Annotated in this window: 25 protein-coding genes; 14 read left to right on the plus strand and 11 right to left on the minus strand. The window is 69.9% G+C overall.

The window, feature by feature from the left end; genetic code table 11:
- Positions 1-27 precede the first annotated feature (27 nt).
- The 3 genes from ACIA5G_RS48265 to ACIA5G_RS48275 are packed head-to-tail and all read left to right on the plus strand — an operon-like array spanning position 28 to position 2,040.
- Positions 28-408, plus strand: coding sequence for a cupin domain-containing protein (locus ACIA5G_RS48265; protein ID WP_395936263.1), 381 nt, complete (start codon positions 28-30; stop codon positions 406-408).
- Positions 405-1,619 carry an MFS transporter gene (locus tag ACIA5G_RS48270; protein WP_395936265.1) on the plus strand — a complete coding sequence of 405 codons (1,215 nt, stop codon included), beginning with the start codon at positions 405-407 and terminating at the stop codon, positions 1,617-1,619. Before ACIA5G_RS48265 ends, ACIA5G_RS48270 begins: the two co-directional genes overlap by 4 nt.
- A 10-nt stretch (positions 1,620-1,629) precedes the next feature.
- Positions 1,630-2,040: a secondary thiamine-phosphate synthase enzyme YjbQ gene (locus ACIA5G_RS48275; RefSeq protein ID WP_395936267.1), complete on the plus strand. Its 411-nt coding sequence runs from the start codon at positions 1,630-1,632 to the stop codon at positions 2,038-2,040.
- Here ACIA5G_RS48275 and ACIA5G_RS48280 read toward each other — a convergent pair.
- Entirely contained in the window at positions 1,978-2,982 is a 1,005-nt protein-coding gene (locus ACIA5G_RS48280) for an ABC transporter permease (RefSeq protein WP_395936269.1), read from the minus strand. The two genes, ACIA5G_RS48275 and ACIA5G_RS48280, sit on opposite strands and share 63 nt — an antisense overlap.
- 105 nt (positions 2,983-3,087) lie before the next feature.
- On the opposite strand from ACIA5G_RS48280, the gene ACIA5G_RS48285 reads away from it, so the two are divergent.
- Positions 3,088-3,783: an HAD family hydrolase gene (locus ACIA5G_RS48285; protein WP_395936271.1), complete on the plus strand. Its 696-nt coding sequence runs from the start codon at positions 3,088-3,090 to the stop codon at positions 3,781-3,783.
- A 109-nt stretch (positions 3,784-3,892) separates the two neighbouring features.
- Positions 3,893-6,007, plus strand: a complete 2,115-nt coding sequence (locus ACIA5G_RS48290; protein WP_395936273.1) for a bifunctional lysylphosphatidylglycerol flippase/synthetase MprF — start codon at positions 3,893-3,895, stop codon at positions 6,005-6,007.
- 1 nt (position 6,008) lies between these two features.
- Here the strand turns inward: ACIA5G_RS48290 and ACIA5G_RS48295 are convergent, their stop codons facing one another.
- Positions 6,009-6,956, minus strand: a complete 948-nt coding sequence (locus tag ACIA5G_RS48295; protein ID WP_395936275.1) for a hypothetical protein — start codon at positions 6,954-6,956, stop codon at positions 6,009-6,011.
- Complete coding sequence (locus ACIA5G_RS48300) at positions 6,956-8,704, minus strand: proline--tRNA ligase (RefSeq protein ID WP_395936277.1); 1,749 nt, start codon at positions 8,702-8,704, stop codon at positions 6,956-6,958. The genes ACIA5G_RS48295 and ACIA5G_RS48300 overlap by 1 nt, the downstream gene beginning before the upstream one ends.
- A 124-nt stretch (positions 8,705-8,828) precedes the next feature.
- Here ACIA5G_RS48300 and ACIA5G_RS48305 point away from each other — a divergent pair, with 124 nt between their 5' ends.
- A complete protein-coding gene (locus ACIA5G_RS48305; RefSeq protein WP_395936279.1) occupies positions 8,829-9,173 on the plus strand; it encodes a VOC family protein in 345 nt (114 codons plus the stop codon).
- Positions 9,174-9,359: 186 nt separating this feature from the next.
- Positions 9,360-10,262 (plus strand): 2-hydroxyacid dehydrogenase, encoded by a 903-nt coding sequence (locus ACIA5G_RS48310; protein ID WP_395936281.1) that lies wholly within the window; start codon positions 9,360-9,362, stop codon positions 10,260-10,262.
- Here the strand turns inward: ACIA5G_RS48310 and ACIA5G_RS48315 are convergent.
- The 3 genes from ACIA5G_RS48315 to ACIA5G_RS48325 are packed head-to-tail and all read right to left on the minus strand — an operon-like array spanning position 10,243 to position 12,323.
- Positions 10,243-10,464: a DUF397 domain-containing protein gene (locus tag ACIA5G_RS48315; protein WP_395936283.1), complete on the minus strand. Its 222-nt coding sequence runs from the start codon at positions 10,462-10,464 to the stop codon at positions 10,243-10,245. The two genes, ACIA5G_RS48310 and ACIA5G_RS48315, sit on opposite strands and share 20 nt — an antisense overlap.
- A 16-nt stretch (positions 10,465-10,480) precedes the next feature.
- Positions 10,481-11,314, minus strand: coding sequence for a helix-turn-helix transcriptional regulator (locus tag ACIA5G_RS48320; RefSeq protein ID WP_395936285.1), 834 nt, complete (start codon positions 11,312-11,314; stop codon positions 10,481-10,483).
- Positions 11,315-11,369: 55 nt separating this feature from the next.
- Positions 11,370-12,323 carry a GNAT family N-acetyltransferase gene (locus ACIA5G_RS48325; RefSeq protein WP_395936287.1) on the minus strand — a complete coding sequence of 318 codons (954 nt, stop codon included), beginning with the start codon at positions 12,321-12,323 and terminating at the stop codon, positions 11,370-11,372.
- 55 nt (positions 12,324-12,378) lie between these two features.
- Here ACIA5G_RS48325 and yaaA point away from each other — a divergent pair, with 55 nt between their 5' ends.
- On the plus strand, positions 12,379-13,125 hold the full coding sequence (yaaA, locus tag ACIA5G_RS48330; protein WP_395936289.1) for a peroxide stress protein YaaA: 747 nt from the start codon (positions 12,379-12,381) through the stop codon (positions 13,123-13,125).
- 629 nt (positions 13,126-13,754) lie between these two features.
- On the opposite strand, the gene ACIA5G_RS48335 is transcribed toward yaaA, so the two are convergent.
- Positions 13,755-14,825, minus strand: coding sequence for an NAD(P)/FAD-dependent oxidoreductase (locus tag ACIA5G_RS48335; protein ID WP_395936291.1), 1,071 nt, complete (start codon positions 14,823-14,825; stop codon positions 13,755-13,757).
- Positions 14,826-14,908: 83 nt separating this feature from the next.
- Between ACIA5G_RS48335 and ACIA5G_RS48340 the strand changes: the two genes are divergently transcribed.
- Entirely contained in the window at positions 14,909-15,463 is a 555-nt protein-coding gene (locus ACIA5G_RS48340; protein ID WP_395936293.1) for a suppressor of fused domain protein, read from the plus strand.
- Here the strand turns inward: ACIA5G_RS48340 and ACIA5G_RS48345 are convergent.
- From ACIA5G_RS48345 to ACIA5G_RS48360, 4 genes are all read right to left on the minus strand, one after another.
- Entirely contained in the window at positions 15,433-16,302 is an 870-nt protein-coding gene (locus tag ACIA5G_RS48345) for a LysR family transcriptional regulator (protein WP_395936295.1), read from the minus strand. The genes ACIA5G_RS48340 and ACIA5G_RS48345 overlap by 31 nt on opposite strands.
- Positions 16,303-16,514: 212 nt before the next feature.
- Entirely contained in the window at positions 16,515-16,841 is a 327-nt protein-coding gene (locus ACIA5G_RS48350; RefSeq protein ID WP_395936297.1) for a helix-turn-helix domain-containing protein, read from the minus strand.
- Entirely contained in the window at positions 16,838-17,215 is a 378-nt protein-coding gene (locus ACIA5G_RS48355; protein WP_395936299.1) for a helix-turn-helix domain-containing protein, read from the minus strand. The genes ACIA5G_RS48350 and ACIA5G_RS48355 overlap by 4 nt, the downstream gene beginning before the upstream one ends.
- 923 nt (positions 17,216-18,138) lie before the next feature.
- The gene (locus tag ACIA5G_RS48360; RefSeq protein ID WP_395936301.1) at positions 18,139-18,537 is read right to left on the minus strand and encodes an Imm1 family immunity protein; all 399 of its coding nucleotides are present in this window, start codon (positions 18,535-18,537) and stop codon (positions 18,139-18,141) included.
- Positions 18,538-18,821: 284 nt separating this feature from the next.
- Here ACIA5G_RS48360 and ACIA5G_RS48365 point away from each other — a divergent pair, with 284 nt between their 5' ends.
- The 5 genes from ACIA5G_RS48365 (at position 18,822) to ACIA5G_RS48385 (ending at position 24,626) form a co-directional block, all read left to right on the plus strand.
- Positions 18,822-20,318 (plus strand): helix-turn-helix transcriptional regulator, encoded by a 1,497-nt coding sequence (locus ACIA5G_RS48365; RefSeq protein WP_395936303.1) that lies wholly within the window; start codon positions 18,822-18,824, stop codon positions 20,316-20,318.
- 396 nt (positions 20,319-20,714) lie between these two features.
- Positions 20,715-21,047 (plus strand): WhiB family transcriptional regulator, encoded by a 333-nt coding sequence (locus ACIA5G_RS48370; RefSeq protein ID WP_395936305.1) that lies wholly within the window; start codon positions 20,715-20,717, stop codon positions 21,045-21,047.
- Entirely contained in the window at positions 21,044-21,382 is a 339-nt protein-coding gene (locus ACIA5G_RS48375) for a hypothetical protein (RefSeq protein ID WP_395936307.1), read from the plus strand. The genes ACIA5G_RS48370 and ACIA5G_RS48375 overlap by 4 nt, the downstream gene beginning before the upstream one ends.
- Complete coding sequence (locus ACIA5G_RS48380; RefSeq protein WP_395936309.1) at positions 21,379-22,254, plus strand: hypothetical protein; 876 nt, start codon at positions 21,379-21,381, stop codon at positions 22,252-22,254. Before ACIA5G_RS48375 ends, ACIA5G_RS48380 begins: the two co-directional genes overlap by 4 nt.
- A 269-nt stretch (positions 22,255-22,523) precedes the next feature.
- Entirely contained in the window at positions 22,524-24,626 is a 2,103-nt protein-coding gene (locus tag ACIA5G_RS48385) for a hypothetical protein (RefSeq protein WP_395936311.1), read from the plus strand.
- Positions 24,627-25,257: the final 631 nt, after the last annotated feature.

Consider the following 25,257-nt stretch of genomic DNA (forward strand, 5'->3'; position numbering starts at 1 on the left):
CCGCCCGGTCGATGCTACTTTCGGAACATGTTCGAAAACTACGACCTGTTCAAGACCCTGATCCGACTACGCGAGGGTGGCGTGGCCGACTCCGTCGACCGCCGGGAAGGCTTCACCGGCGACGAGAGCCTGTGGACCGTCGGCGCGTTCCACGCCGAGAGCGACCGGTCCGTGCACGCCGACCACTGGGAGCGCCACCCCCAGGGACACGAGGTGCTCGTTGTCCTCTCCGGCGCACTGCGCGTCCACCTACGGGACGAAGGCCCCGAGCCGGTGGTGACCCTGACCGCCGGGCAGTCGTTCATCGTCCCGCCCGGCCGCTGGCACCGGCTGGCCGTCGAAGAGCCTGGCGACCTCATCTCCATCACGCCCCGCACCGGCACCGAGCACGAACGGGCCGTGGCATGAGACGCCCGATCCTGGTCGCCTGCCTGGCGGTGTTCGGGCTGATGGCGGGCCAGCAGATGCTGAACCCGATCCTGCCGCCGCTGGCCCGCGAGTTCGGGTTCAGCGAGCTGGCGCTGGGCGCGGTCTGGGCGGTCGGCGGCGCGGGTGTGGTGCTGGCCAGCCCGTTCTGGGGCCGCCGGACCGCGCACTGGGGGCACCGGCCGGTCCTGCTGATCTCGCTGGTCGGCGCCATGCTCGGCCTGCTCGGATTCGGATTTGTCGCCCAGGCCGGGCTCAGCGGAACCCTGGCCGTGCCGGTGCTGTTCGCGGGGGTCCTGCTCACCCGCGGCATCGTGTTCGGCCTGGCCTGGGCCGCGACCCCGGTGACGGCGCAGTCCTACATCGCCGACATGACCTCGGGCCCGGCCGAACGGGTGCGCGGGATGTCGATGTTCGGCGCGGCCCAGGGCCTCGCCCTCGCCGTCGGCCCGGCACTCGGCGGTGTCCTGAGCCTGACCGGGAACCTGCTCGTGCCGATCTACGCGGCGCCGGTGATCCTGGCCGTGATCGCCGTGGTCATCACGCTCATGCTGCCGAAGCCGCCGAAGCGGGAAACCCGGCCGGTGACGGTCAAGGTCAGCCCGTTCGACCGGCGCATGTGGCCGTTCCTGACCATCGGCTTCGGCCTGTACCTGGCGCTCGCGATCGTGCTCATGACCATCGGGTTCCTGGTGCAGGACCGGCTGCACCTCGCCGCGTCGGACACGAGTCGCGTGACCAGCCTGGTGATGCTGGCCGGCGCCGGGATGATCATCCTGGTCCAGGTGCTGGCCGTCCCGCGGCTCGGCTGGACACCGCTGCGGCTCGTCCGGGTCGGCGCGGTCGTGATGACCGGCGGCATGCTCGTGGTGGTCGTCGCCTCGAGCGGGCTGCTGCTCGGCGCGGGGGTGGCGGTGCTCGGGGCGGGCATGGGCTTCGCGACGCCGGGGTTCATGTCCGCGCCGACATTGCTGGCCACGCGCGAAGAACAAGGCGCGGTCGCCGGGCTGATGGGGTCGAGCAGTGCGCTCGCGTTCATGGGCGGCCCGCTGCTGGGGACCGGGCTGTACGAGGTCGCCCCCGCCGTCCCGTACCTCGCCGGCGCGGTGCTGCTGGCCGGTCTGGCGGTCTTCGCGTTCACCGGCCTCGGCGTGGTGACGCGGCAACCCGCGAAGGAGCCGGTCGCTCCCTAGGCTGGGGCGCATGTACTCCACCGAGATCGAGGTCCGCACCGGCGGCGAAGCCGTCGTCCACGACCTCACGCACGAGGCCGAGGCGTTCCTGCGCGACGCCGACGCGACCGACGGGCTGCTGCACGTCTGGGTCCCGCACGCCACCGCGGGCCTGGCGATCCTCGAAACCGGCGCGGGCAGCGACGAAGACCTGCTGACCGCGCTCGACGAGCTGCTCCCCCGCGACGGCCGCTGGCGGCACCGGCACGGGAGCCCGGGTCACGGCCGTGACCACGTGCTCCCGGCGCTGGTGCCGCCCTACGCGACGATCCCGGTGCTCGGCGGGGTGCTCGCGCTCGGCACCTGGCAGTCGATCTGCCTAGTGGACACCAACCTCGACAACCCGGTCCGGCGCGTGCGCTTCAGCCTCCTGGCGGGCTGACCGGCCCGGCCACAGCGCTGCCAGCAGTCCCGCGGCCAGCAGGGCGCCGAGCACCCAGACCCCGGTCGTGACGTCCGGCGCCCCCGGCACGCCCTGCAGCAGGCTGCGCAGGCCTTCGGCCGAGAAGCGGAACGGCGTCCACGACCACAGCAGAGTGCGGTACGCCGGGTTCAGCAGTTCCGGCACCTGCCCGGCGACCGCGGGCGCGACCAGGTAGAGCGGGCCGAGCACGGCCATCGCGCGCAGGCCGAGCAGCCGGAGCAGCCCCGCCTGCAGCGCCGCGAACGCCGTCGCCGCAAGGAAGACGAAGCCGAGGACGTCGGCGGTCAGCGGCAGCGACGAGTCCCACAGCGCGAAGAACCCGGCCACGGCCGCCGTGACGAGCACGCCGACCCCGACCACCTGCAGGAACCGGGCGCCGACGCCGACCGTGCGGCCGGTGCGCTTCGCCAGCTGCGTCAGCGCGAGCCCCGCAACGAGCGCGCCGATCCAGGCCAGCGCGGACGCGGCCAGCGGCGCGGTCCGGCCGGCGAGGGTGACCGGGTGCAGCACCTCCTGCTTCGGCGCGCCGGCCAGCGCGGCCGCCGCCCCGGTCAGCGCCTGCTGGGCGACCTGGGTGCCGGCCGGGTTGACCGCACCCGACGTCACGACCGTCGCGGACGGTCCCGGCCCGAGTTCGAGCACGCCGTAGACCTTCTTGTCCTCCAACAGCTTCCGCGCGTCGGCCGGGGTCGCGATCGTCCAGTCGAGCTGGCCGCCGCCGTGCGCGGCAATGCGCTGGGCGACGTCGGGGGGCGCGGCGACCGCGACCGGGACGTGGTCCGGGGCGACCGTGGCCTGCGCGCCGAAGGTCAGGAACCCCAGCACCACCGCCACCAGCGCGCCGGCCACGGCGGCGACCAGGGCGAGCGCCCCGGCGGGGCGCCGGACGGGAGCAGACATGACAGCCTCCATTTATTCGTCGCGTGTTGAATTAATGCTCAAGGTACGACGGCTCCCCCAAGAAGTCAACGCGTGTTGAATAGTGACCCCGGTAACCTCGGAACCGTGACGAAGACGCGGCTGCTGCTCTGGGACATCGACCACACGCTGGTGGACTTCGCCGGCCTCGGCGCGGCCTGGTACGCAGCGGCGTTCACCGCCGCGACCGGCGCCACCATGCGGGTGGACCCGGTGTTCGGCGGCCGCACGGAGCGCGCGACCACCACCGAGCTGCTCACGTCGAACGGCTTCGAGGCCGAGGAGGAAACGGTCCAAGCGATGTTCAAGGCCTTGGTGGCGGAGTCGGAACGCGCGGCGCACCGGTTCGCGGCCGAGGCCCGGGTCCTGCCGGGAGCGGCCGAAGCGCTGACGGCGTTCGCCGGGCACGGCGATGTGGTCCAGTCGCTCGTCACCGGCAACCTGCCGGAGATCTCGCGGCACAAGCTCGCCGCGTTCGACCTGCTGGAGCACCTCGACCTCGAGATCGGCGGCTACGGCACGCTTTCGGCGCACCGCCCGGACCTGGTGCCGCACGCGGTGGCGCTCGCCGCGGCCAAGCACGGCACGCCGTTCGGCGCCGACGCGGTGGTCGTCATCGGCGACACCCCGAACGACGTCAGGGCCGCATTGGACAACGGGGCGCTCGCGATCGCCGTCGCCACCGGCCTCTACACCGCCGCGGAACTGCAGGCCGCGGGCGCGCACACCGTGCTGCCGGACCTGACCGACATCAACGCCGTTCGGGCCGCAGTGCTCGGCTGACTCGTCCTTCGGAGGGGGATGACCCTCAGTCGCAGGGACGACTCCCCTAAGGGAAATCTCGCCCTGCCGTCGGATGTCCGCGGCGGTGTGGCTCGTAAGACTCTTCTTCATGACTGAAGCAGCGTCGGCGGTCGAGCCCGCCGGAGGGGGACGCATCCGCGGCACGGTCGCGGTGCTCAGGCAGCGCCTGCCGTTCACCAGCAGCGTTGTGCTCGCCATGCTCTTGCTGGCCGTCGCGACCGGGGCGCTGTGGAGCGCCGCCGAAGACCGCGCGGCCTACCCGTTCGTCGCCTACGGACTGCCGTCACTGGAGGTCGGCCGGTGGTGGACGATGTTCACCGGCCCGTTCTTCGCCGTCATCCCCTGGTACTACCTCCCGATGGTCGGCAGCTTCGCGCTCTTCGCCGGCTTCGCCGAGTGGCAGCTGGGGACGCGGCGCGCGATGGCCGTGACCATCGGCGGCCAGTTCGTCTCCGTGCTCGTCGCGACCCAGTTCCTCGCGCTGTCCCGCAACTCCGGCTGGCTGTGGGCCGAGCGGATGGCGGACAGCCTCGACGTCGGGTTCTCCGGCGGCGCGCTCGCCGCGATCGCGGTCGCCAGCGCGACGCTGCGGCCGCCGTGGGCGCTGCGGCTGCGGGCCGGCCTCTGCGTGTACGCCGGGGTCGCGATCGTCTACGTCGGCACGCTGGCCGATCTTGTGCACTTCTTCGCGCTGCTGCTGGCGATCCCGCTCGGCAGCAAGCTCGTCGGCGGCCGGCGGGCGCCGTCGGAAGGACCGAACCAGCGCGAGTGGCGGCTGCTGACCGTCGCCGGCCTGCTGCTGCTCACCATCGCCGAAGTGGTCATGTTCCTGGTGCCCGGCGACGGCCCGTTCGGCTCCACGGAAGGGGTTTCGCTGTCGGGTCCGGAGCTGGCGATCCTGGTCGTCCTCGTGGTGCCGATGCTCAACGGGCTGCGCAAGGGCAGCCGGGTCGCGTGGCGCTGGGCCGTGGTGATGTCGGCTTTCGTGACGCTGCAAGGGCTCGCCGTCGCCACGGCCGTCGAGCTCGGTGACGTCTTCGGCGCGGACTACGAAACCGAGGGACTGCCGCTGTTCTTCGTGGACAATCTTTTGTGGACGGTCGAGCTGATCGTCCTGATCGCCGCGCGGCACGCCTTCCGCGTCCCCTCGCGACGCCGGTTGCGGCGTCACGCGCAGGGTCCGGGCGCGGCGCTGGCCCGCACGCTGCTCGGCCGGCACGGCGGCAGCACGCTGTCGTGGATGACAACCTGGCCGCGTAACACCTACTTCGTCCGCGAAGACGGCCGTTCCTACCTCGCCTACCGCAAGCACGCAGGCGTCGCCGTCGCACTCGGCGACCCGATCGCCCCGGACGGCACGGCGGCAGCCACGGTCACGGAGTTCACCGCGATGTGTGAGAACTCCGGCCTGGTGCCGTGCGTGTTCTCGGCGACCGAAGCCACCGTGGCGGCAACGCGCGACCTCGGCTGGCAGCACGTCCAGGTCGCCGAGGACAACGTGCTTGACCTCGCGGACCTCGAGTTCCGCGGCAAGGCGTGGCAGGACGTCCGGTCGGCGCTGAACAAGGCCGCCAAGCAGGACATCGACTTCCGGCTGGTCCGCTTGGCCGACCAGCCGGAGCCCATCCTCGCCCAGGTCCGCGCGCTGTCGGAGGAGTGGATGGCGGACAAGGCGATGCCGGAGATGGGCTTCACCCTCGGCGGCCTCGACGAGGCGATGGACCCGGCGACCCGGGTCGGCCTGGCGGTCGACGCGGAGGGCGTCGTCCACGGCGTGACGTCGTGGCTCCCGGTGTACACGGGCGCGGGCAAGGTCGGCGGCTGGACCCTGGACGTCATGCGCCGCAGCGCACACGGGTTCCGCCCGGTGATGGAGTTCCTGATCGCGTCGGCCTGCCTGGCGTTCCGCGACGAGGGCGCGCGGTTCGTGTCGCTGTCCGGCGCTCCCCTGGCCCGCAGCGCGTCCGGCGAGCCGACCCGCACGGTGGACCGGGCCCTGGAGTCGCTGGGCCGCGTGATGGAGCCGTACTACGGGTTCCGTTCGCTGCACGCGTTCAAGGCGAAGTTCCAGCCGCGGCACGTCCCGCTGTACCTGGCGTTCCGCGACGAGGCGGACCTGCCGCGGATCGGGCTGGCGCTGAGCCGGGCGTACCTGCCGGACGTGCGGCTGCGGGAGCTGGCGAAGCTGGCGCGGAAGCGCTGAATCAGCGTCGGGTGGTCGGCGGCGGAGTGGTGGTGCTCCGGTCCGCCGCCGGCACGAACCGGTAGCTCTTCAGGATCCCCACCAGGTCTTCCCGGATCGTCGGCCCGGCGCGGTCGCTGTCGGCGTAGGCCACCACCACACCGGACGTGCTCCCGGTGCCGAACGCCATCGCGGCGACCAGCGCGTGCTTGGCCGCGCACCGGTCCGGGTCGGTCGGGATCACCTCCGCGACCACGATCCGCGCCGGTGCCTTGGTGCCGTCGGCCTTCGTGACCTGCGCGTCGGCACCCGCGTCCGGGGTCACCTGGGCCAGCGGCCCGTTGTCCGGGCTGTACGCGCTGACACCGAGATCCGTCACCGCCTTGCGCGCGGCCTCACCGGCGTCACCGGCCGGCGAGGTCGTCACGCCCGCGCCGCCGAGGTTGGCCTTCTCGCAGAAGTCCTCACCGAGGAACGCGCTGGTGATCAGCCGGATCCCCGGCGTCGTGGCGGTCTTCTCCCAGCCGTGCAGCGTGGTGGGTTCCGGCTGCCAGGCCGGTGGGACGTCGTAGGCGTACGAGCCGTCCCGGGCCGCGACGGACTGCCAGCCGCGCACCGCCGCCGGGACGACCACCTTCGGCGACGGCGTCTCGACCACCGGCGTGCGGGGTGCCGGTGTCGACGGCCGGTGCGACTTGCCGACGCCGAGCGCGTTCAGCACCCCGGCGATCAGCGCGATGAGCACCAGCCCGACCCACGGCGCTCGCCGCCACTTCAGCGGCTTCGCGGCGGGACGGATCCGCTTCGGCTGCGCTCGCGGAGGCTCGACACGCTCGGCTTGCGGTGCCTCGAAGCCGTCGCTCGACGGAAAGCGCGGCGCGTCCGCGGGCTCGTAACCACCGAACCCGCGGAGCGCCGCGTTGTCCTCGTACCCCGGCGTCGTCTCGTCACGACGGCGGAACAGGCTCATCAGGACCGGACGAGCTTGACCAGGTGCTCGACGATAGCGTCCACCGCGATCTCTTCGCGCTCGCCGGTGCGCCGGTCCTTGACCTCGACGACACCGTTGGCCAGCCCGCGCCCGACCACCAGGATGGTCGGCACGCCGACCAGCTCGGCGTCGGCGAACTTCACACCCGGCGTCGCCTTGCGGTCGTCGAGGATGATCTCGAGCCCGGCGGTGTCCAGCTCGGCGGCGATCTTCTCGGCGCCGGCACGCACCGCGTCGTCCTTGCCCGCGATGACGATGTGCACGTCGAACGGCGAAACCTCGCGCGGCCAGATGATGCCGAGCTCGTCGTGGTTCTGCTCGGCGAGCACACCGACCAGCCGCGAGACGCCGACGCCGTACGAGCCCATCGTGATCCGGATCGGCTTGGAGTCGGGACCGAGCGCGTCCAGCTCGAACGCGTCGGCGTACTTGCGGCCGAGCTGGAAGATGTGCCCGATCTCGATGCCGCGCGCGGCGACCAGGGTGCCCTGGCCGTCGGGCGACGCGTCGCCTTCGCGGACCTCGGCGGCCTCGATCGTGCCGTCCGGGGTGAAGTCACGGCCGGCCAGCAGGTCGACGACGTGGTGGTCGGCCTTGTCGGCCCCGGTGACCCAGGCGGTGCCGGGCACGATCCGCGGGTCGGCGAGGTAGCGCACGCCGTTGTCCTGCAGCGCCTTCGGGCCGATGTAGCCCTTGACCAGGAACGGGTTCTTCTTGAAGTCGGCCTCGTCGAGCAGCTCGACCTCGGCGGGCTCGAGCGACGCTTCGAGGCGCTTCATGTCCACTTCGCGGTCACCGGGCAGCGCGACGCAGACCAGCTCCCACTCCTTCGAACCCGGCTGACGCGTCTTGAGCATGACGTTCTTCAGCGTGTCCGCGGCGGTGAACTCGCGGCCGAGCCCGGCCGCGTTGAGGAAGTTGACCAGCGTCTCGATGGTCGGCGTGCCGGGCGTGTGGTGCACCTGCGCCTCGGGACGGCCTTCGATCGGCTGCGCGGGCGGCGCGGGCGTCACGACGGCTTCGACGTTCGCCGCGTAACCCGACTCGGTGCTGCGGACGTAGGTGTCTTCACCGGTCTCGGCGACCGCGAGGAACTCCTCGGACGCCGAACCGCCCATCGCGCCCGACGTCGCCTTCACGACGACGTACTCGAGGCCGAGGCGGTCGAACAGCTTGGTGTAGGCCTCGCGGTGCGCCTGGTAGGAGCGCTCGAGGCCCTCGTCGTCGAGGTCGAAGGAGTACGAGTCCTTCATGACGAACTCGCGGCCGCGCAGGATGCCGGCGCGGGGACGCGCTTCGTCGCGGTACTTCGTCTGGATCTGGTACAGCGTGACCGGGTAGTCCCGGTAGGAGTTGTACTCGCCCTTGACGGTGAGGGTGAAGAGCTCTTCGTGCGTCGGGCCGAGGAGGTAGTCGGCGCCCTTGCGGTCCTTGAGCCGGAAGAGGGCGTCGCCGTACTCGGTCCAGCGGCCGGTCGCCTCGTAGGGCTCCTTCGGCAGCAGCGCGGGGAACTGGATCTCCTGCGCGCCGATGGCGTTCATCTCGTCGCGCACGATGTTCTCGATGCGGCGCAGCACGCGCAGGCCCAGGGGCAGCCACGAGTACCCGCCCGGGGCGACCCGGCGGACGTAGCCGGCGCGCACCAGGAGCCGGTGGCTCGGCACCTCGGCGTCCGCCGGGTCCTCACGCAACGTGCGAAGGAACAACGACGAAGTCCTGGTGATCACTGCGGGTCTCCCTGCTCCGGGCGGGTGTGAAAGTCCCGCTCAGGGTAGTCACTACCCCGGCCGTGACTCCAACGGGTTACTCGGCGGCCCGTTTTTGTCGGTGGTGGCCGCTAGCTTCGGGGGCATGGCGATCCGCATGGGCATGATCACGATCGACTGCGCGGACCCGCGCGGTCTGGCCGGGTTCTGGACGGCCGCGCTGGGCACGAAGGTCGATCAGGACTACGAGGGCGAGTTCCTCATCCTGGCTCCGGTCGAAGGCGGGCTCCCGCTCGCGCTGCAAAAGGTGCCGGAGCCGCGCGCGGGCAAGAACCGCGTGCACGTCGACTTCGGCGGGGACGATCGCGCGGCGGAGGTGAAACGACTGGTGGAACTGGGTGCGAAGGAGGTGGCCGAGCACGAGGTGCCGGGCCTGGCCTGGACGGTGCTGACCGACCCGGAGGGCAACGAGTTCTGCGTGGGCGGCTAGCGCGTTCCGGGGCAGGACCAGCGGGTGTGGTGCGCCGGATCGGCGCCGTTGTCGAGCAGCGTGGCACCCGTCCGGCGGTTCGACGGATTCCACGGACACTCTCCTGCCGGGTGGCCGGATCCGCGTCAAAAGCCGGAACTTGCCACGGATTCGTGAGCGACGGGAGCTAGCCTGTAGAAAGGCGGCATGAGCGCTCGTGCACTGCTGCCGTGGACCGACATCGACGTGCCGGAGGGGGTCGAAGTCGCCTACTACGACGGTGTTGAAGCTCCGCCAGCGGACCTCGGCGGTGTCGAGTTCTACGTGCTGCCCTACGACCGCGGGCCGGAGCCGCCGAAGCTGATCGCGGAGCTGCCGTCGCTGCGGGTGGTGCAGTCGCTGTCGGCCGGGGTCGAGGCGCTCGTGCCGCTGCTGCCGGCGGGCGTGCGGCTGGCGAACGGACGGGGGCTGCACGACCTGAGCGTCGCCGAGCACGCGCTCGCGCTGATCCACGCGGCCCAGCGGGACCTGCCGCGATGGTTCGCGCAGCAGACGCGCGGTGAGTGGACACGCGAGCACACCCGCTCCCTCGCCGACAGCCGCGTACTGCTGGTCGGCCACGGCTCGATCGGCCTGGCGATCGAGCGCCAGCTCGTCGCCGCGGAGGCCGTGGTGACGCGGGTGGCGAGCCGGGCGCGTCCGGACGACGGCGTCCACGGTGTCGACGAGCTGCCTGCCCTGCTACCCGAGGCGGACATCCTGGTGCTGATCCTGCCGGACACCCCGGCGACCCGCGGCCTGATCGGCGCGGACGAGCTGGCGGCCCTGCCCGCCGACGCCCTGGTGGTCAACGTCGGCCGCGGCACGGCGGTGGACACCGACGCGCTCCTGGCCGAGACGCGCGCCGGACGGCTGCGCGCCGGTCTCGACGTGACCGATCCGGAGCCGCTGCCGTCGGACCATCCACTGTGGACGGTGCCGGGCGTGGTCATCACCCCGCACATCGCGGGTGGGTCGGCGTCGTTTTATCCGCGCGCGAAGAAGCTGGCGGCGGAGCAGTTGCGGAGGTACGTGAAGGGTGAGGAGCTGCTCAACCTCGTAGAGCTGTGACGGCGGCGATCCAGGCGGCGCGGGAGACGGCGAGTTGGCCGTGCTCCCGGGCCTTCGTGTCCCGGATGCCGACGGAGTGGTCCAGCTTCACCTCGACGCACTCGGACTGGCCGCCGCTGTAGCTTGACTTGCGCCAGCCCACCTCGACGCAGTTTGACTCGGTACCGCTGTAGCTCGACTTACGCCAGATGACGTGGTCCATGCGATGGCCTCCCGAGTTAACGCGCGACCTCCCGGAGCAGGTCCCGGGTGGCGACTTCGCTCAACGCTCTGCCCGCCAAGATCCTAGCCTGGCGGCGGTAATCACTCACAACTCTCGCATCGTGCAGGAACGCGGTGGCGTGAGAACTCTCCAAGTGCACGATGGGCGGCAGGTCGGCGAACTCGTAGAGCACGAACGGGCCGATCAACCCGGGGTGGTAGCCGATGTTCCCCGGCACGATCTGCAGCGAAACATTCGGCTGGATCGCCACCCTGAGCAAGTGGTCCACCTGATCGGACATGATGTCGGCACTGCCGATCTGCTCACGGATCGCCATTTCACCGATGAATGCGGTCAGCCGGACCGGTTCCGGCTTCACCAGGATCCGCTGGCGATTCAACCGCGCCACCAGCATCGCGTCCGCCTGCTCCAGAGCGATCTCGGCATTGCTCAGCACATCGCGGGCGTAGTCCGGGGTCTGCAGGATTCCCGGCAGAATCGCCAGCGACCACATCGTGATGCGGGTGGCGGTGCGCTCGTACTCGACGATCCCGCTCAGCGCGGGCGGCAGGTCCGACGGGTTCGAATCGAGCCAGTTGTCGTCCTTGGCGCGTCTGGCCAGGCGCATCATGCGGTCGTAGGTCACGTCGTCCACCTGGAGGGCGCCCAGTAGGCGGGCCACGTCTTCCGGGCCGGGGACCCGGTGGCCCTTTTCCCACGCCGACAACAACTGCGGCAAAATGCGCACCATCCGCGCGAGCTCGCGAAGTCCTTTACCGCGCGCAGCGCGCACTTCGCGCAGCGACGCGGCCAATGCTCTCGAACCCGGGGAAGCGGAAGTCGGCTTCATGAGGCGATGGTACGAACGCCGTCCATTCCCTGATCGGCGGTGGGGCGTCCCGATTTCAGGACAGCACGTACACGTGCCATTCGTCGTCGACGCCATATCCGCACCGTTCGTACACACCCAGCGCGCGGTGCGCATTGTCGACGTCGACGTTCAGCGCCGACCGGTCGAATCCGGCCGCCTTGACGGCCCGGAGCGTGTGGCCGAGCAACCCGGATGCGACACCGCGGCCGCGCAGCACCTCCCGCGTTCCCACCCAGCTGGCGTAGTGCTCGCGGATGCCCGTCGCCTCCGCTTCGGACGCGTAGAAGTGGCTCAGCACGAATGCGAGGACCTTGTCACCGTCGAGGACGAGGAACGACAGGTCCGGCCGGAAGTCCTTCGAGCCGGTGACCAGGTGGCGCCAAGCCTCGAGTTCGTAGACCGTGCTGCCCCAGTGGCCGGCGAAGGTGTCGTTGCGGGCGTCGAGCACGGCGAGGTCGTGCTCGACGCCGTACGGCACCGCTTCGAGACCGTCCGGCAGCGGCGGCTGCGGTGGCAGATCGGCGAGGGTGACGCGCATGTTGACCATCGTCCGGCCGTGCGTGTAGCCCGCGCCCGCGAGGACGCCGGCCATCCAGCGTTCGTTCTGGTGGAGGCCGTGGTGCACCTCCAGCGGCGCGCCGGGGAAGGCCCGCTCGCTGACCTCGCGGCTCGTCCGCGCGAACCACTCGATCAGGTGAGCGCCGACGGCCTGGGTCCGGTGCATCGGGTGCACGACCGACTGGAGCCGGACCATGTGCACCGGGTTCGCGGCGTCGCGGCGGCGGATCAGGCCGTAACCGGCGAGCCGCTCGCCCGCCCAGGCGCCGATGGTGGCGCGGGCCAGGTCGACGTTGGGTGCTTCCAGCTCTTCGCGGAGGTCGTCGGCACTGAAGTGGTCACCTGTCCGGTCGACTTCCTCGGCCGCCGCGTACAGGCGGGTGAGGGCGGGGACGTCCTCGAGGGTCAACGGGCGCCAGGTGAGGTCCATCCCGCGAGGCTAGGCCGGACGGCGGCGCCCACGCACCCCGATTTACGCTCGGTGCGTGCTGGTGCTCCTCCCCCCATCCGAGACCAAGGCCGACGGCGGCCGCGGCGGCCCGCTCGACCTCGCCGCGCTGTCGTTCCCCGAGCTGAACCCGACCCGCGCGAAGCTCGTCGACGCGCTGGCCGAGCTGGCCGGCGACGTCCCGGCCAGCATCGCGGCGCTGGGCATCACCGAGCGTCAGGCCGGGGAGGTCACGCGCAACGCCGAGCTGTGGTCGTCACCGACGATGCCGGCGCTGCGCCGCTACACCGGCGTCCTCTACGACGCGCTCGACGTCAAGAGCTTCACGAAGGCGGGCCTCGAGAAGGCGCACCGCCGGCTGGCGGTGACGTCGTCGGTGTTCGGGGTGGTGTCGGCGACCGACCCGATCCCGGCGTACCGGCTGTCGGGCGGGAACTCGCTGCCGTCGGTGGGGACCGTCCGCGGGCTGTGGAAGCCGGTCCTCGAGCCGGTGCTGCAGCAGGTCGAGGGCCTGGTGGTGGACCTGCGCTCGGGCACGTACTCGGCGTTCGCCAAGCTGCGCCCGGACGCGGTGACGGTCCGCGTGGTCACGGAGAACGCCCGCGGCGAGCGCGTGACGGTCAGCCACTTCAACAAGGCGTACAAAGGCCGATTGGCGCGTGTCCTGGCCGAGACCCGCGCCGAACCGTCCACTGTGGACCAGCTGATGAAGGTGATCACCAAGGCGGGCCTGGTGGTCGAGCGCACGGGTGACCACGCGCTGGAGCTGGTCACCGAGGGCTGACGGCGCCGGTGGCAGCCCGGCAAGCCGCCGATCGACGGCGAGGCGACTGAGGTAGAGCGCGGCGGAGAGATCATCGGCCGGGCGCCAGTGGGAGGCGGGATCCTCGCCGAGGGTCATGGTCGCGACCGGGCGGGACGCATCCGCGGACCGCGCGGCTTCGGCTGGCGATGCTGCGGTGCTGCCCGCCGAAGACGACATGGTCTCCGATGGGGGCACGGCAGAAGCCCCACCCGCCGCAGACGGCAACGCCTCCCGCGCTGCCGGCGGCGCGTCGGCGCCAGGGGGCAAACCACCCGACCACGCCTCCCGCGCCGCTATTCCCAGGCCGACCGAAGCGATCGAACCGCCCACCGCAGGCGGCACCACTCCCCCACCCGCCGGCGGCAACGCCGCCCGCGCCGCCATCCGTGGTCCGGCACCGGCGGACGAATCCGGCCCACCCGTCTCCGTCCGCGTCTCTGCCACCCGGAGCCCGCCGGTCGCCAAGCCTGGGCGCAGCTCGTCCGCGCGCCAAGGCGATCCGGCCCACTGGTCCAGCCCGCGCTGCCCGAGCCAAGCCACCGCGCTGTCGAGGATCGCGACCAGCGCTTCGAGGTCCGCTTCCGTCGCCTTGCGCAGGCGATATTCCCTCAAAACCGGTCCGGGGCGAACGGGCTCAGGTCGAAGCCCGGGTCCTCGCCCAGGGCGATCGCCGCGACCAGCTTTCCCGCGAACGGTGCGTTTGTCAGCCCGCCCGCGCCGAAGCCCGTCGACACCGCCAGGCCCGGCCGGAGGAGGCCGAGGATCGGCAAGCCGTCCGGTGTTCCCGGGCGGAAGCCGACCCGGGTCTCCGCGAGGGTTGCGCCGGCGAGGCCGGGGGCGACCGTCAGTGCGTTGTCCAGCACCTCGCGCTGGCCGGCCGCCGTCACGCGGTAGTCGAAGCCGGCGTCCGGCTCGCGGGTTGCGCCCGCCACCACCCGGCCGCCGCCGAAGGCCAGGAGGTAGTGGCTGGTGCGGGGCATCACCACCGGCCAGGCCGACGTGTCCGTGTCCGGCAGGCCGAAGTGGCTGATCTGGCCGCGGTGCGGCGTCACCGGCAGGGTGATCCCGAGCGGTGCCAGCAGTTCGCGGCTCCACGCGCCGGCCGCGACCACCACGCTGTCCGCCTCCAGCGGGCCCGACGGGCTCGCGACGGTCCCGTCCGCCCGGAACGCGACCTCGCCTTCGACGAACTTCGCGCCCCGGCGTTCGGCGGCCGACAGCAGCGCGCGGCGCAGCTGGTGGCCGTCGACCCGGCCGGAGCCGGCCAGGTGGACCGCGCTCAGGCCGGGCGCCAGCGGCGGGAACAGTTCGCGGGCCTGCGCCGGGTCGAGCCGCCGGATCTCGCCGATCTCCGGCGCGTCCGCCGCCCGTGCGGTCAGGCGCGCGTGCGCTTCGGCCAGCTCGGTCTCGTCGGCCGACACGATCATCCCGCCGACCACCTCGAACGACGAGTCCTCGAGGGAGGCCGTGAACTCCCGGTAGTACCGGCCCGCGGCCGCCGCGAGCGGGTAGAGCGCGTCTTCCCAGCGCGACGTCCACGGGCTGACGATCCCGGCGCCGGCTTCGGTGGCCGTCCCGGGCCGCGCCGCATCTGCCACGACCACTTCCACGCCCCGGCCGGCCAGGTGCCAGGCCGTTGCCGCGCCGCCGATTCCGCTTCCGATCACGAGCACTCGCATGTCCCCCACCCTGCCCGAAAGTGCCGCGCCCGGGCCAACGGCATCCGCCGCGGGCCCGGCCGGTGGGTCGTATGCTGCGCGCCATGCCGAGCCGTGCCGAGCGGTATGTCGCCCATCTCGACACCCTGACCGGGACCACCGAGCCCCGGCTGCAGCCGATCCCGTCCACCCACGCCGGGCTCGACGACGTCATCGCGTTCGTCTACGCCGACGAGCCGGAACCGCGCTACCTCACCGGCGCGACCTACGGCCTCTCGCTGGCGGACCACCCGGACTGGCACGGCGTGAAACCGGAGCTGTGGATCAGCGTCCGGTCCGACGACCCGGTGTGGGCGCTGGCCATCGGCTACCTCGCCGAGCAGCTGCGCGGCACCTGCCCGTTCGTCTACGGCGACACGATCGACTTCGGGCAGCCGATCGCTTCGGAGTCCGCCATGACGGCCTTCGCCGTTTCGGCGCCCGCGGGCCTGGACGCCGACCAGTACACGCTGATCGACCTCGGCGGCGCGCCGATCAGCATCGCCGGTTGTTACCCGGTGCACGACACCGAGCGGAAGTACATCCGCGAGCACGGCATCGACGCGTTCTGGCAGCTGGATTGGGACCTCTACGACGTCCGGCGCCCGCCGGTGGTCTGATAGGCGGCCGCCGCGAGCTGCACGAACGACCGGATCAGCGGGCCGGCGTCCTTCCACGCGACGACCACGGGACTCGGCGCCAGGTCGACGAGCGGCACCACGACCAGCTCCCCGGCCGGCTGGTGCCCGAGCGGGGTCAGCCCGACGGTCCCGTTCCAGAGCACGGCCTGCACACACTCCTGGACGGCGCGCACCACCGGCCCTTCGCGGGGTTCCCCGCCGTGCCAGTACGCCTGCCAGACCGGGTCGGTGCCGTCCGGGAACCGGAACCAGCGGCGATCGGCCAGGTCGGCCAGCTTCAGGCTTTCCCGGCGCGCCAACGGGTCGTCGGCACGCAACACCGCACCCACCGGGTCGGTGCGCAGCTCGTGGACGGTCAGGCCGGTCTCGTCGAACGGCCCGCGCGTCAGGGCGACGTCGACCAGCCCGGCACGCAGCCCGCAGGTCGGGTCGGTCAGGTCGGTGTCCCGGACGACCACCTCGACACCCGGGTGCTGCCGGCGATAGGCGTCGGCGAGGCGGGTCGCACCCGGGTCGGCGCTGTCGGCGAGGAGGCCGACAGTCAGGGTCGCGGCGCCGGCCGCCGCGGCGACGCGCACGCGCGCCCGGTCGGCGTGGTCGAGCAGCCCGCGCGCCTCGTCCAGCAGCGCCGCCCCGGCGGGGGTCAGCGCGACACCCGCGGCGGACCGGAGCAGCAGCACGGCGCCGACGTCCGCCTCCAGCTGCTTGATCGCCCGGCTCAGCGGCGGCTGGCTGATGTGCAGCCGCGTCGCGGCCCGGCCGAAGTGGAGTTCCTCGGCGACAACTACGAATCTTCTAATGCGCTCTAGATCAAGCACTGACCTGCTGTGATTCGCCATAGGCACTTCCTAGTTCCGTCGTCGCCAGCCGACGCTGGTGAAAACGATCACCAGAGCGGGGCAGGCATGCTGTGCCACTCCATCCTGCCGTGCGACGCCGTGGGCCAGGGCATCTGCTCCCTGGGATTCCGCCGATCCCGGGCGCACGTTACCCAGGGCGGTGACTCTTACGACCGTATGAGAAGTGCTCGTCAACAGCCTCGGTTGGGGCGACCTGCCGCTTGCCGACCGGGAGGACGCAGCGTCACGCCAGAGTGCCGCAGCATGTTGCGTGCTTGGGAGTAAGTGAGGTCGTATCGGGTGGCGACGGCTCGGATCGATGCGCCGCACTCGTACATGTTGACCATGCCCGGCGGACACTGAGGAACTCGAACCATCGGCGAGCGCAGAACGGTTCCGAATGCCAGGAGCGTTTCCCGCACGCGACGGTAGCTGAGTCCGGTTTCTTCGGCGAGAGCTTCGATTGTCGCTCCGGCTTCATAACGCGCGCACAAGTAGATCGAGGCAGCCGATGTCATGATGACGCCGTTTCGTGCCGGACTGCTATAACGACACGCCCACCTCGTGGGCGCCTTGAAACTCCCACTTCCTGGAGCAGCCGGTAAATCTTTCCGTAAGACATCCCGTTGAGCACGGCGACCTCCCGGACTGTCGAACCACTTTCGTACTGACCGACGACGGCTGAGTCATCCAGTTGGCACTTAATGCGGCGACCGGTTTTCGGTACGTTGGCACCGAGCTTGCGCAGCAATGTACCGGTCCAACTCAACGATAAATCAAATTCGCGTGCTAGCTCAACGATAGGCTTGCCATAATTCCAGGCGGCCAACAGCCGGGCGTTACGTTGAGTGCGCTCCTCCGCGAGCTGACTTGCCGTACCGATCGGTTCCACGAAATCCCTGTCTCGTCTAGTTTCAACGCCACTGCTCCGGCAGGGGGCGTGAGGGACGGAAGCGCAGCCAGTAAGCGTCCACAACGCGTTGGGCGGCGGCCCAGTCTTCGTCAGTCAGCGGCTCGCCGGGCTCTCGCTCTCGCGATAGTTGCTGGAAATCTTCATCAAACAGCACCCCAGATGCTACCTCTCCCATCACGTCACGCCTCCAATGCGCGCATCGGTTCTGGCGGCCCGTCCTTGCGTGGCAACTCGGGCTCCGGGGTCGGAGTCCGCCGCAAACACGATTCGCAGGGCATCCCGAGTGGGCGATTGAGTAGTTCGAGTTCGCCGGGGCCGAATGAAGCCGAGCAGAATGCCGACAGGCGGTCTGTAGTCACGTTCTGCCCCAGGAATTCGAACACGTGTACAACTCGGCGCGTCTCGCTCACGACGCCTGGGAGTGGCCGCCCGAAGAGTAGACGCACGGTCATTGCTCACCCCGTAGGGCTTGGCGTCCGGCGGGGACGGCCGCGGTCGGGGCGCAGCCCGTCCCCGCCGGATTCTGACATCCGCCGTCACGTTGAGGGGACGCGACGGCGGACGATCGCGTGTGCCGGATAAATCGGCTCCACAAGCCCTCTTTTTGCTGCTCTGGCACCCGAAGGCGCTCAGTCGCGTTGTGCAGAGTGGTGCGCGCCGTGAGGTACATGCGACACCGAGAGCAGGGCGGGCCGCAGGGTATGAGAACTGACGCGATTAGTAGTCGATGGCCGCACAGGGCTGAAAACTGCCCGCGTCGCTGCTGAACGCCGCGCGCGAACTCTTCATCCGTAACCGCGTGACTATGGCCGTCGATAAGGCAGCGACTCCAGGTTACGTACAGGTTTCCCCGCTCCTCCAGTAGTGCTGGAGATACCGCGCTCAGGCGCTGGTCGAGTTCATCAGTATGAGTCATATGGACGCCACTCGATACAAGTCGGCCGCTTTCGAGTCGTCAGCCACTCATTCAGCGCCTCGCGCGCGGCGGGGATCAAGATGGCGGCCGTGCGCGGAAATACTGCGCCTGTTGTGCCATTGAATATCAGGTTCACATCTGGCAGTGGGCGCTTTGGATTGAATGAGTTGGCGATATGCATTTTCGGGTCGTTGTTGTCCATGTAGTTCAGGGCCGCAAACCCCGTCGAGGGTCGAACGCTTATTCGAAACTGATGGTCAGGGAACGGACCGTCCTTGCTGCGATGAAATTCGACGTCACCCACAATGAGGGTGGTCTCCCAGTCGACGTGATCAGTTCTCAGTATCTCGTCGATAAGTCGAGTCGAATCCAGCATTCCGCTCATGACGCGCGCTACGCCAGTCGTAAGCGATGCTGTGAGAAGCATGTGTTCATGTCGCCGTTCAGTCGGAGGAGCCAGGGCGGGTCTCGCTGGGACTTGCCTGGCTAACCGTCACGCTGCGCAGTAGGCGGGTCTATATCGCTGTAGGCATGCGACATGCTCTACTCGGCATATCGCCAGGTCGAAGCCGCATTCCAGGCGAATGCGATTCACTCGCTGGTGAGAGCCGGTCGCCCTATGTACGCTGGTCAGAGGGAGGAACGGCACCAGCAGCGAGAGGGGGCGCGATGAGCTCGCCCAGCGGTCCGCAGCACCGCGCGGCCGGCATTTCTGGCGGCCGTCGCTGCCAGGGGTGCGGGACGGCGCTCGCCGCTGACAACTCTGCGCGTCTCTGTAGCAAGTGCCATCGGGAGCAGCGCGACCAGCTTCGAACCCCTCCTGTCCAGCTGCGGAACGAGTTCTTCGAGACGGACGAGTTCCGGGCTGCCTTCGAAAGTCAGCACATCGGCAAAGTGTTCAAGGCGTACCGGAACCACCCGCGCCATCTTCAGCTGTTCGGCAAGGCGCTGAACCAAGAGCTGTTGGGTCGCTGGCTCGGCCTTACTCAGGCCCAAGTGAGCAAGCTGGAGAACGGGAAGCCTGAGCAGAACCTCGAAACACTCCGAAACTACGCGAAGATACTTCACCTGCCGAAGCATCTGCTCTGGTTCGACTTCCCCGGCCAAAGCCGTTTGAGGTTTCAGCATCTCACGGTCGGCCAACGGCCGAACTCTGGCGACTCGCGGGCCAGTGGCTTGGTTACCCCTGAGGCGCGAGACGAACTTCTCGTCGTGAACACAGGCATGGACACGCTCGAACTGCTTCGTCGGGTCCGGGCGTCGGCGATCGATTCGTCCACAATCGACGCTCTGGACATCACCGTTGAACAGTTGTGCTGCGACTACCCGCACGCGGACGCCCGTCAGCTCATGACGACCGGCAAAGAGTGGCTCGGCAAGATGACCGAGTTGCTCGGAAACCGCCTGACGCTGGCTCAGCACCGTGACGTCCTCACCAAGGCCGGGACGCTGGCGCTTCTGGTGGGATGCCTTGAGTACGACGTGGGCGACGCGCGGGCGGCCGAAGCGACGCGGCGCATGGCCATGGAACTCGGCAAGGAAGCCGGAGACGCCGGGATCGTTGGCTGGGCGCATGAGATGCTGGCGTGGTTCCACCTGACAGCGGGAAACTATCGCGCCGTCATCCCAGCTGCCGAGTCCGGCGCTCTGGCCGCGCCGTCGCATTCCGTCGCAGTACAGCTCTACGGCCAGCAGGCTAAAGCCTACGCGCGAATGGGAATGGTAGAGGAAGTCCACAAGGCGCTCGACGCTGGCAGCGAACTCCTGGGGCACCTGCCGTATCCGGATCGGCCGGACAATCACTTCGTGGTCGACCCGGACAAGTGGGATTTCTACGCAATGGACACCTACCGGCTTGTCGGCGAGGACCAGCTCGCGCAGCGCAATGCCGAGGAAGTCATGCGCCGTAGCGTCAACTCGGAGGGCATCCCGACCGCGCCCATGCGTATCGCCGAAGCGCAACTCACGCTCGCCGTGATCGCTGCTCGGCGTGGAGACGTCGACGAAGCCGCTGCACTGGGCATCCAAGCGCTTCAGAACGGCCGTCAGAGCCGTCCGACCCTACTCATGGTCTCCACGGAGCTGGAGCAGGAGCTGGACACCTACGGCGCAGGCGCGGGTGCGGACTTCCGGGAGCTGTTCGCGGACATCAAGCGCGCCCAGTAGCGGGATATTCTGACCGAGAATATTCGCGCATCCAACATTCTTTTCCAGAATACCGGGCCGTCCGAACATAGTCTGGACCTGCGAACATTCCGTTGATAAATCTTTTATTCACGCCTTGACATAGTAGCTTTTTCGCGTCGGCGGCTTACTGGATGGCAACGACCTGCAAACCCGCAGGTCGAAGCCAAGAGTAAGGGTCAAATCAATGAAAAGCACAACCCAGAACGCCGGTTCTTCGGCGGTTCTGTCCATCCGTCAAGCCGCGTGGAACTTTGGGGTTTCCGAGTCCTGTGTCTGCTCGGCGATCCGAGGCGGAGTGCTCCGCGCGGTGCGCCGTCGCTCCCGCCTGGTCATTCCAGCGACCGAAGTGCTTCGCGTGCTCAACGGCGGTGCGCGATGACTGACTACGACTACACGGAGATGGCTGCTCAGCTCGACCGATACGCCGATGTGCCGGATGAGGTCCTGAACGAAGTGGTGACCAGGGACGGTCTGTGTTTCTGGGCGTTCGAACGGGCCGACATGCCGGAACTGCCCGGACAGGAGACGCCGGACCGGGAGTTGGCCGCCCACATGTGTGCCGGGTGCCCGGTGATCGACCAGTGCCGAGAACTGGAGTTGCGCACCGCCGGGCCGGACACGGTCGGGGTCTGGGGCGCGTTGCCGGACACCGACCGGCGCGCCCTCTACCCGGTGTGGACCCGTCGCCGGGGTGGTGAGGCGCGATGACGGTCAACTTCACGCCGACACAGATCCTCGCCGGGGTCGGGGTGCTGCTGGCGCTGTTCATGGGCTGGCGCTACAGCGCCCGCAAGGCTCGCCGGGCCGCCGACGCGGCACGGGCAAGCTCCCGGGTGGTGTCACTCGCCGGGCGGGTGCTGTTCACAGGCGCGGCGTTCACAGGCGTTCAGTGGCTGGTGATCACGCACGTGCACAACCCGACGTTGGTCTTGGTGGTCCTCGGAGTGCCGGACCTGATCGCGGCCTACGTGCTCACGCGTGTCCTGACGGTCACGTCCATGGACACCACCAGCACACGTCGCCGGGGTGGTGGTCGCCGATGACCACGACCAACCAGAACGAGACAACGACGGTGCCGGGGCGGGCCCGGCGGCTGGCCGCCAATGCGGCCGAAGCGGCCGACGTCCGCCGCTGGCAGACCCACCCCGACGTGGTGGCGCTGCGGGTGGAGCGGGTCCGGGCTCAGGTGGACCGGCTGTGCTGGTCCGGGATCGTGCTCGGATTGGCGTTCACCACGGCCAACGTGCAGTGGTTCGCCGCCGCCGGTTCGGCCGTGGGATCGCTGCCGTGGCTGACGGCGTGGCTGCTGGACCCGACCGTGTGCCTGGTCCTGCTGGCCATCCTGCGGGCAGAGCAGATCACCGCCCGCTACCAGGTCCACACGGGAGCGTGGGTACGGGCAGCGAAGTGGTTCACGCTGGCCGCCACCTACGTGATGAACACCTGGTCATCGTGGGTTTCCGGCTCGCCGGCCGGGGTGGTGCTGCACTCGGTTCCGCCGCTGGTGGTGTTCGTCGCGGCCGAGGCGGTGACGGACCTGCGGGACAAGCTCACCGACGCCGTGACAGTGGCGTTCATGAACGCCACTGACCGGGCGAGCGTTGCTGAGTCGGCACCGGTCGCCCAACTGGTGGTCCCGGTCCACGAACCGAACACGCCAGTGCAGGAACCGACCGCACCGGTGCCTGAGGAGAGCGTGCCGGTTCGTGAACCAGCGGCACCGAAACCGGCCGCGCCGCGTCCGGCCCGGCGGAAGCTGTTCGCCGACTACCTCACCGACGCCCGTACCGCGTGGACGCCCGGTGTGGAGATCACTCCGGCGTGGGTGCGGGAGACCGCGGGATGTTCCCGCGGGCTGTCCTCCCGGCTCGCCGCGACCTTGACCGCCGAGATCGGCAAGCGGGGTGCGAGCTGATGACCGAACCGAACCGACAGGAGCACGAACACGCCGAGGTGGCCCGCGCTGGCGGCCGGGACGTCGAACACGTCGGCCCGGTGCTCGACGGTGAGTTGATCGATGACACGTTGCCCCAGCCGCATGGCCGGGCGGTTCTGCGCCGGGTGTCGGTGTGGCAGCACGTTGCCGACGCGGCCGGGCGGGTATGGCGGTCCGGGCCGGTGGTCCGGGCGCGGTCGGTGATCGCCTACCGGGCGCGGAAGATCCCGCAGGACGTTGTCCGGCTGGTGTGGTTCGTGCTGCGCGGGAACTGGCGGTGGCTGGTCAAGTTCTGGAACTGGGCCACCTACGCCGATCTTCGGGCGGACGCCCGCCGGGCGCGGCTGGCCGGGGATGCCGAGGCTCGGCGTGCCGCGCAGGAGCTGATCCGGTCGGATGCCACGGCACGGTGGGCCAGGCTCGGGATCGTGCTCCGCCGGTTGGTGATCACACTGCGGGTTGCGGCTCCGGTGGCGGCGGTGTTGTGGCTGGTGGATTCGGTGATGGACCGGGTGGACATGTGGCCGTGGCTGGCCGACGTCTACACGGGAGTGTCCGCCGTGTGGTCGGCGCTGACGGTGGTGGTGCCGCTGCTGCTGCTGATCGTGGCACCGGTGACGTGGGCGATCGCGGCGGCGTTCGAGGGACGCGACCGCGCTCCCGGTGCCGGGTGGCTGGTCCGCCCCGACCGCGACGACGCCGATTCGTGGATTGACGAACGGATGATCAGCAAGGCGCTGGCGCATCTGGGCATCACGCCGTTGGACCGGTTCTACCGCGATGGCGGGGAGCTGGTCTACACCGTGGCCGCGCGTAAAGACGGTGAGGGCACGTTCGCTCAGGTCCGGTTGCCGCTCGGCGTGACCGCCGACATGGTGGCTGCGCGTCGGTCCAAATTGGCCGCGAACCTCGGGCGGGCGTCGCTGGAAACGTGGCCTACCAAGGGAGATGAGGACGGCATCCTCGACCTGTGGATCGCCGACAAGGGCGTCCTGCGGGGCGGGGCCGGCGGATGGCCGCTGATCCACGATGGACAGGTTGACGTGTTCGAGGGTGTCCCGTTCGGACTGTCGCAACGCGGGTTGGTCATCAACGCGCCGCTTGTCGGGGTCAACTGGTTGATCGGTGGCCGTCCGGGGCAAGGGAAGTCGGCCGCGTTGCGGACGCTGCTGCTCGGCGCGGCACTGGACCCCACGGCCGAACTGTGGGCGTTCGTGATGGGCGAGTCACCCGACTTCGACCCGTTCCGGCCCCGGCTGTCCCGCTACCAGATGGGGATGGACGACAGCGTGGCCGAAGCGGCAACGCAGGCGCTGGCGGACTTGCTGACCGAAATGGAGCGACGCGGCAAGGTCCTCGGAGAGCAGCCGGGCCGCCCGCCGAAGGTCTCGCGCAAGCTCGCCGACAAGGCAGGGCCTGGCCTGCACCCGCTGGTGTGCGGGATCGACGAGTGCCACGAGTTGTTCCAGCACCCGAAGTTCGGGAAGAAAGCCGCTGAGTTGGCCGTGCGGTTGATCAAGCGAGGACGTAAGTACGGGATCGTGCTGTTGCTGGCGACCCAGTCGCCGACGAAGGACAGCATCCCGAGGGAGGTCACCCGCAACGTCTCGTGTGGCGTCGCGTTCTCGGTGGCCGATCAAGTGGCCAACGACGGCCTGTTGGGTTCGGGCAAGTACGCGGCCGGTATCCGCGCGACCGAACTGCGGATCAACACCGACCGGGGAACCTGTGTGGCGGTCGGCATCACCGATGAGACGTTCGAGTTGGTCCGCACGTTCTACGTGCCGTTCGAGGACGGGGCCGACGACGTGACCCCGGTCATCGGCCGGGCCATGGCGTTGATTGAGGAGATGGGCCGGGCAGTCGAGTCCAGCGCACGGCCCCAGCTTGAGGCGGGGGCCGATCCAGTCGAAGTGGACGAGCTGGCCGATCTCGCCGATGTGATCGGCGGGGACGAGCGGGTACGGACACAACAGGTGCTGGCGCGACTGGTGGAGCACAACTCGGAGCACTACGGCGGGTGGAGCCTCACCGTGCTGGCCGCGCTGCTGGCCGAGCACGGCATCACCGCCCGCAAGTCCCACGGCGTGATGACCGTGCACGCCACCGACGTCACGGCCGCGCTCGCCCGCCGGGATGCCGGGGACTCGAACGGGGAGGGGGCGGGGACGCGGGGAGTTCTCCCCGCCGACTCCCCCGAGCAACCTCCCCTCGCTGACCAGCGGGAACACGGCTCGGGGAGCTCGGGGGGCCGCCGCCGGCCAAACCGAGGATCGGGCCGAAACCGGAGAGATTCCGGGACTGGTCCTGGTCCCTCCCCAACTCCCCGTCAGCCAGACAAGGGGAGGTGATCGGCCCTTTGCCCGACCACCCCGCACCGGCACCGCAGACGAGCACACGGCAGCATCCGAAAGGCAGCGACCATGACTACTACCGCGACACCGAGGACGGCCGTCCCAGCCACCAAAACCCACCCAGCGGAGCGAACGCGTCAGACGGCGATCATGCCGACGGCCCGGACGGCGGAGAGCGATCGGACACACCCAGGCCTCGGCGCACTCGGCAGAGCACCGCCGTCCGAGAAGCTGACCGGGCCGTAGACGGCCCGACACGGTCCGCCCCGTGTCACTCAACCGACACGACGTCTCAATGCGTCACCGACGCGTCAAGCCGAACACGGAGGAAGTCCACCCCGGCACGTCACATCCCCAGCCCGGAGGAGTGGGCAGAGGATCAGTTGCAGCACGCGCCCCCACGCTCGCGCGAGTGGGCCGCCAAGGTCGCGGCAATCTATGGGCTGACTTTGCCCGCCGACTCACACCGGAGGAACTGAGCACGAGAGAGACGCGCCAAGTCGATAATCGGCGGGGGGGGGGGGGGGGGCCCCCCCCCCCCCCCCCCGGGGGGGGACCCCGAGGGAACCCAACCCAAACCCGGGGGGGGGGCCCCCCCAGCGATGTGATTACCCCCGCGGGGGGGCAC

This window comes from Amycolatopsis sp. NPDC051758 (genome assembly GCF_044453095.1).
Classification (GTDB): domain Bacteria; phylum Actinomycetota; class Actinomycetes; order Mycobacteriales; family Pseudonocardiaceae; genus Amycolatopsis.

Bases quoted from the DNA above. Each gene is read 5' to 3' on its own strand.
- ACIA5G_RS48310 (WP_395936281.1), top strand. From the start codon at position 9,360: ATGAGCGCTCGTGCACTGCTGCCGTGGACCGACATCGACGTGCCGGAG.
- ACIA5G_RS48325 (WP_395936287.1), bottom strand. From the start codon at position 12,323: ATGGACCTCACCTGGCGCCCGTTGACCCTCGAGGACGTCCCCGCCCTC.
- ACIA5G_RS48295 (WP_395936275.1), bottom strand. From the start codon at position 6,956: ATGAGCCTGTTCCGCCGTCGTGACGAGACGACGCCGGGGTACGAGGAC.
- ACIA5G_RS48320 (WP_395936285.1), bottom strand. From the start codon at position 11,314: ATGAAGCCGACTTCCGCTTCCCCGGGTTCGAGAGCATTGGCCGCGTCG.
- ACIA5G_RS48365 (WP_395936303.1), top strand. From the start codon at position 18,822: ATGAGCTCGCCCAGCGGTCCGCAGCACCGCGCGGCCGGCATTTCTGGC.
- ACIA5G_RS48290 (WP_395936273.1), top strand. From the start codon at position 3,893: ATGACTGAAGCAGCGTCGGCGGTCGAGCCCGCCGGAGGGGGACGCATC.
- ACIA5G_RS48265 (WP_395936263.1), top strand. From the start codon at position 28: ATGTTCGAAAACTACGACCTGTTCAAGACCCTGATCCGACTACGCGAG.
- ACIA5G_RS48340 (WP_395936293.1), top strand. From the start codon at position 14,909: ATGCCGAGCCGTGCCGAGCGGTATGTCGCCCATCTCGACACCCTGACC.
- ACIA5G_RS48375 (WP_395936307.1), top strand. From the start codon at position 21,044: ATGACGGTCAACTTCACGCCGACACAGATCCTCGCCGGGGTCGGGGTG.
- ACIA5G_RS48380 (WP_395936309.1), top strand. From the start codon at position 21,379: ATGACCACGACCAACCAGAACGAGACAACGACGGTGCCGGGGCGGGCC.
- ACIA5G_RS48360 (WP_395936301.1), bottom strand. From the start codon at position 18,537: ATGAGCGGAATGCTGGATTCGACTCGACTTATCGACGAGATACTGAGA.
- ACIA5G_RS48335 (WP_395936291.1), bottom strand. From the start codon at position 14,825: ATGCGAGTGCTCGTGATCGGAAGCGGAATCGGCGGCGCGGCAACGGCC.
- ACIA5G_RS48280 (WP_395936269.1), bottom strand. From the start codon at position 2,982: ATGTCTGCTCCCGTCCGGCGCCCCGCCGGGGCGCTCGCCCTGGTCGCC.
- ACIA5G_RS48370 (WP_395936305.1), top strand. From the start codon at position 20,715: ATGACTGACTACGACTACACGGAGATGGCTGCTCAGCTCGACCGATAC.
- ACIA5G_RS48275 (WP_395936267.1), top strand. From the start codon at position 1,630: ATGTACTCCACCGAGATCGAGGTCCGCACCGGCGGCGAAGCCGTCGTC.
- ACIA5G_RS48315 (WP_395936283.1), bottom strand. From the start codon at position 10,464: ATGGACCACGTCATCTGGCGTAAGTCGAGCTACAGCGGTACCGAGTCA.
- ACIA5G_RS48270 (WP_395936265.1), top strand. From the start codon at position 405: ATGAGACGCCCGATCCTGGTCGCCTGCCTGGCGGTGTTCGGGCTGATG.
- ACIA5G_RS48350 (WP_395936297.1), bottom strand. From the start codon at position 16,841: ATGACATCGGCTGCCTCGATCTACTTGTGCGCGCGTTATGAAGCCGGA.
- ACIA5G_RS48305 (WP_395936279.1), top strand. From the start codon at position 8,829: ATGGCGATCCGCATGGGCATGATCACGATCGACTGCGCGGACCCGCGC.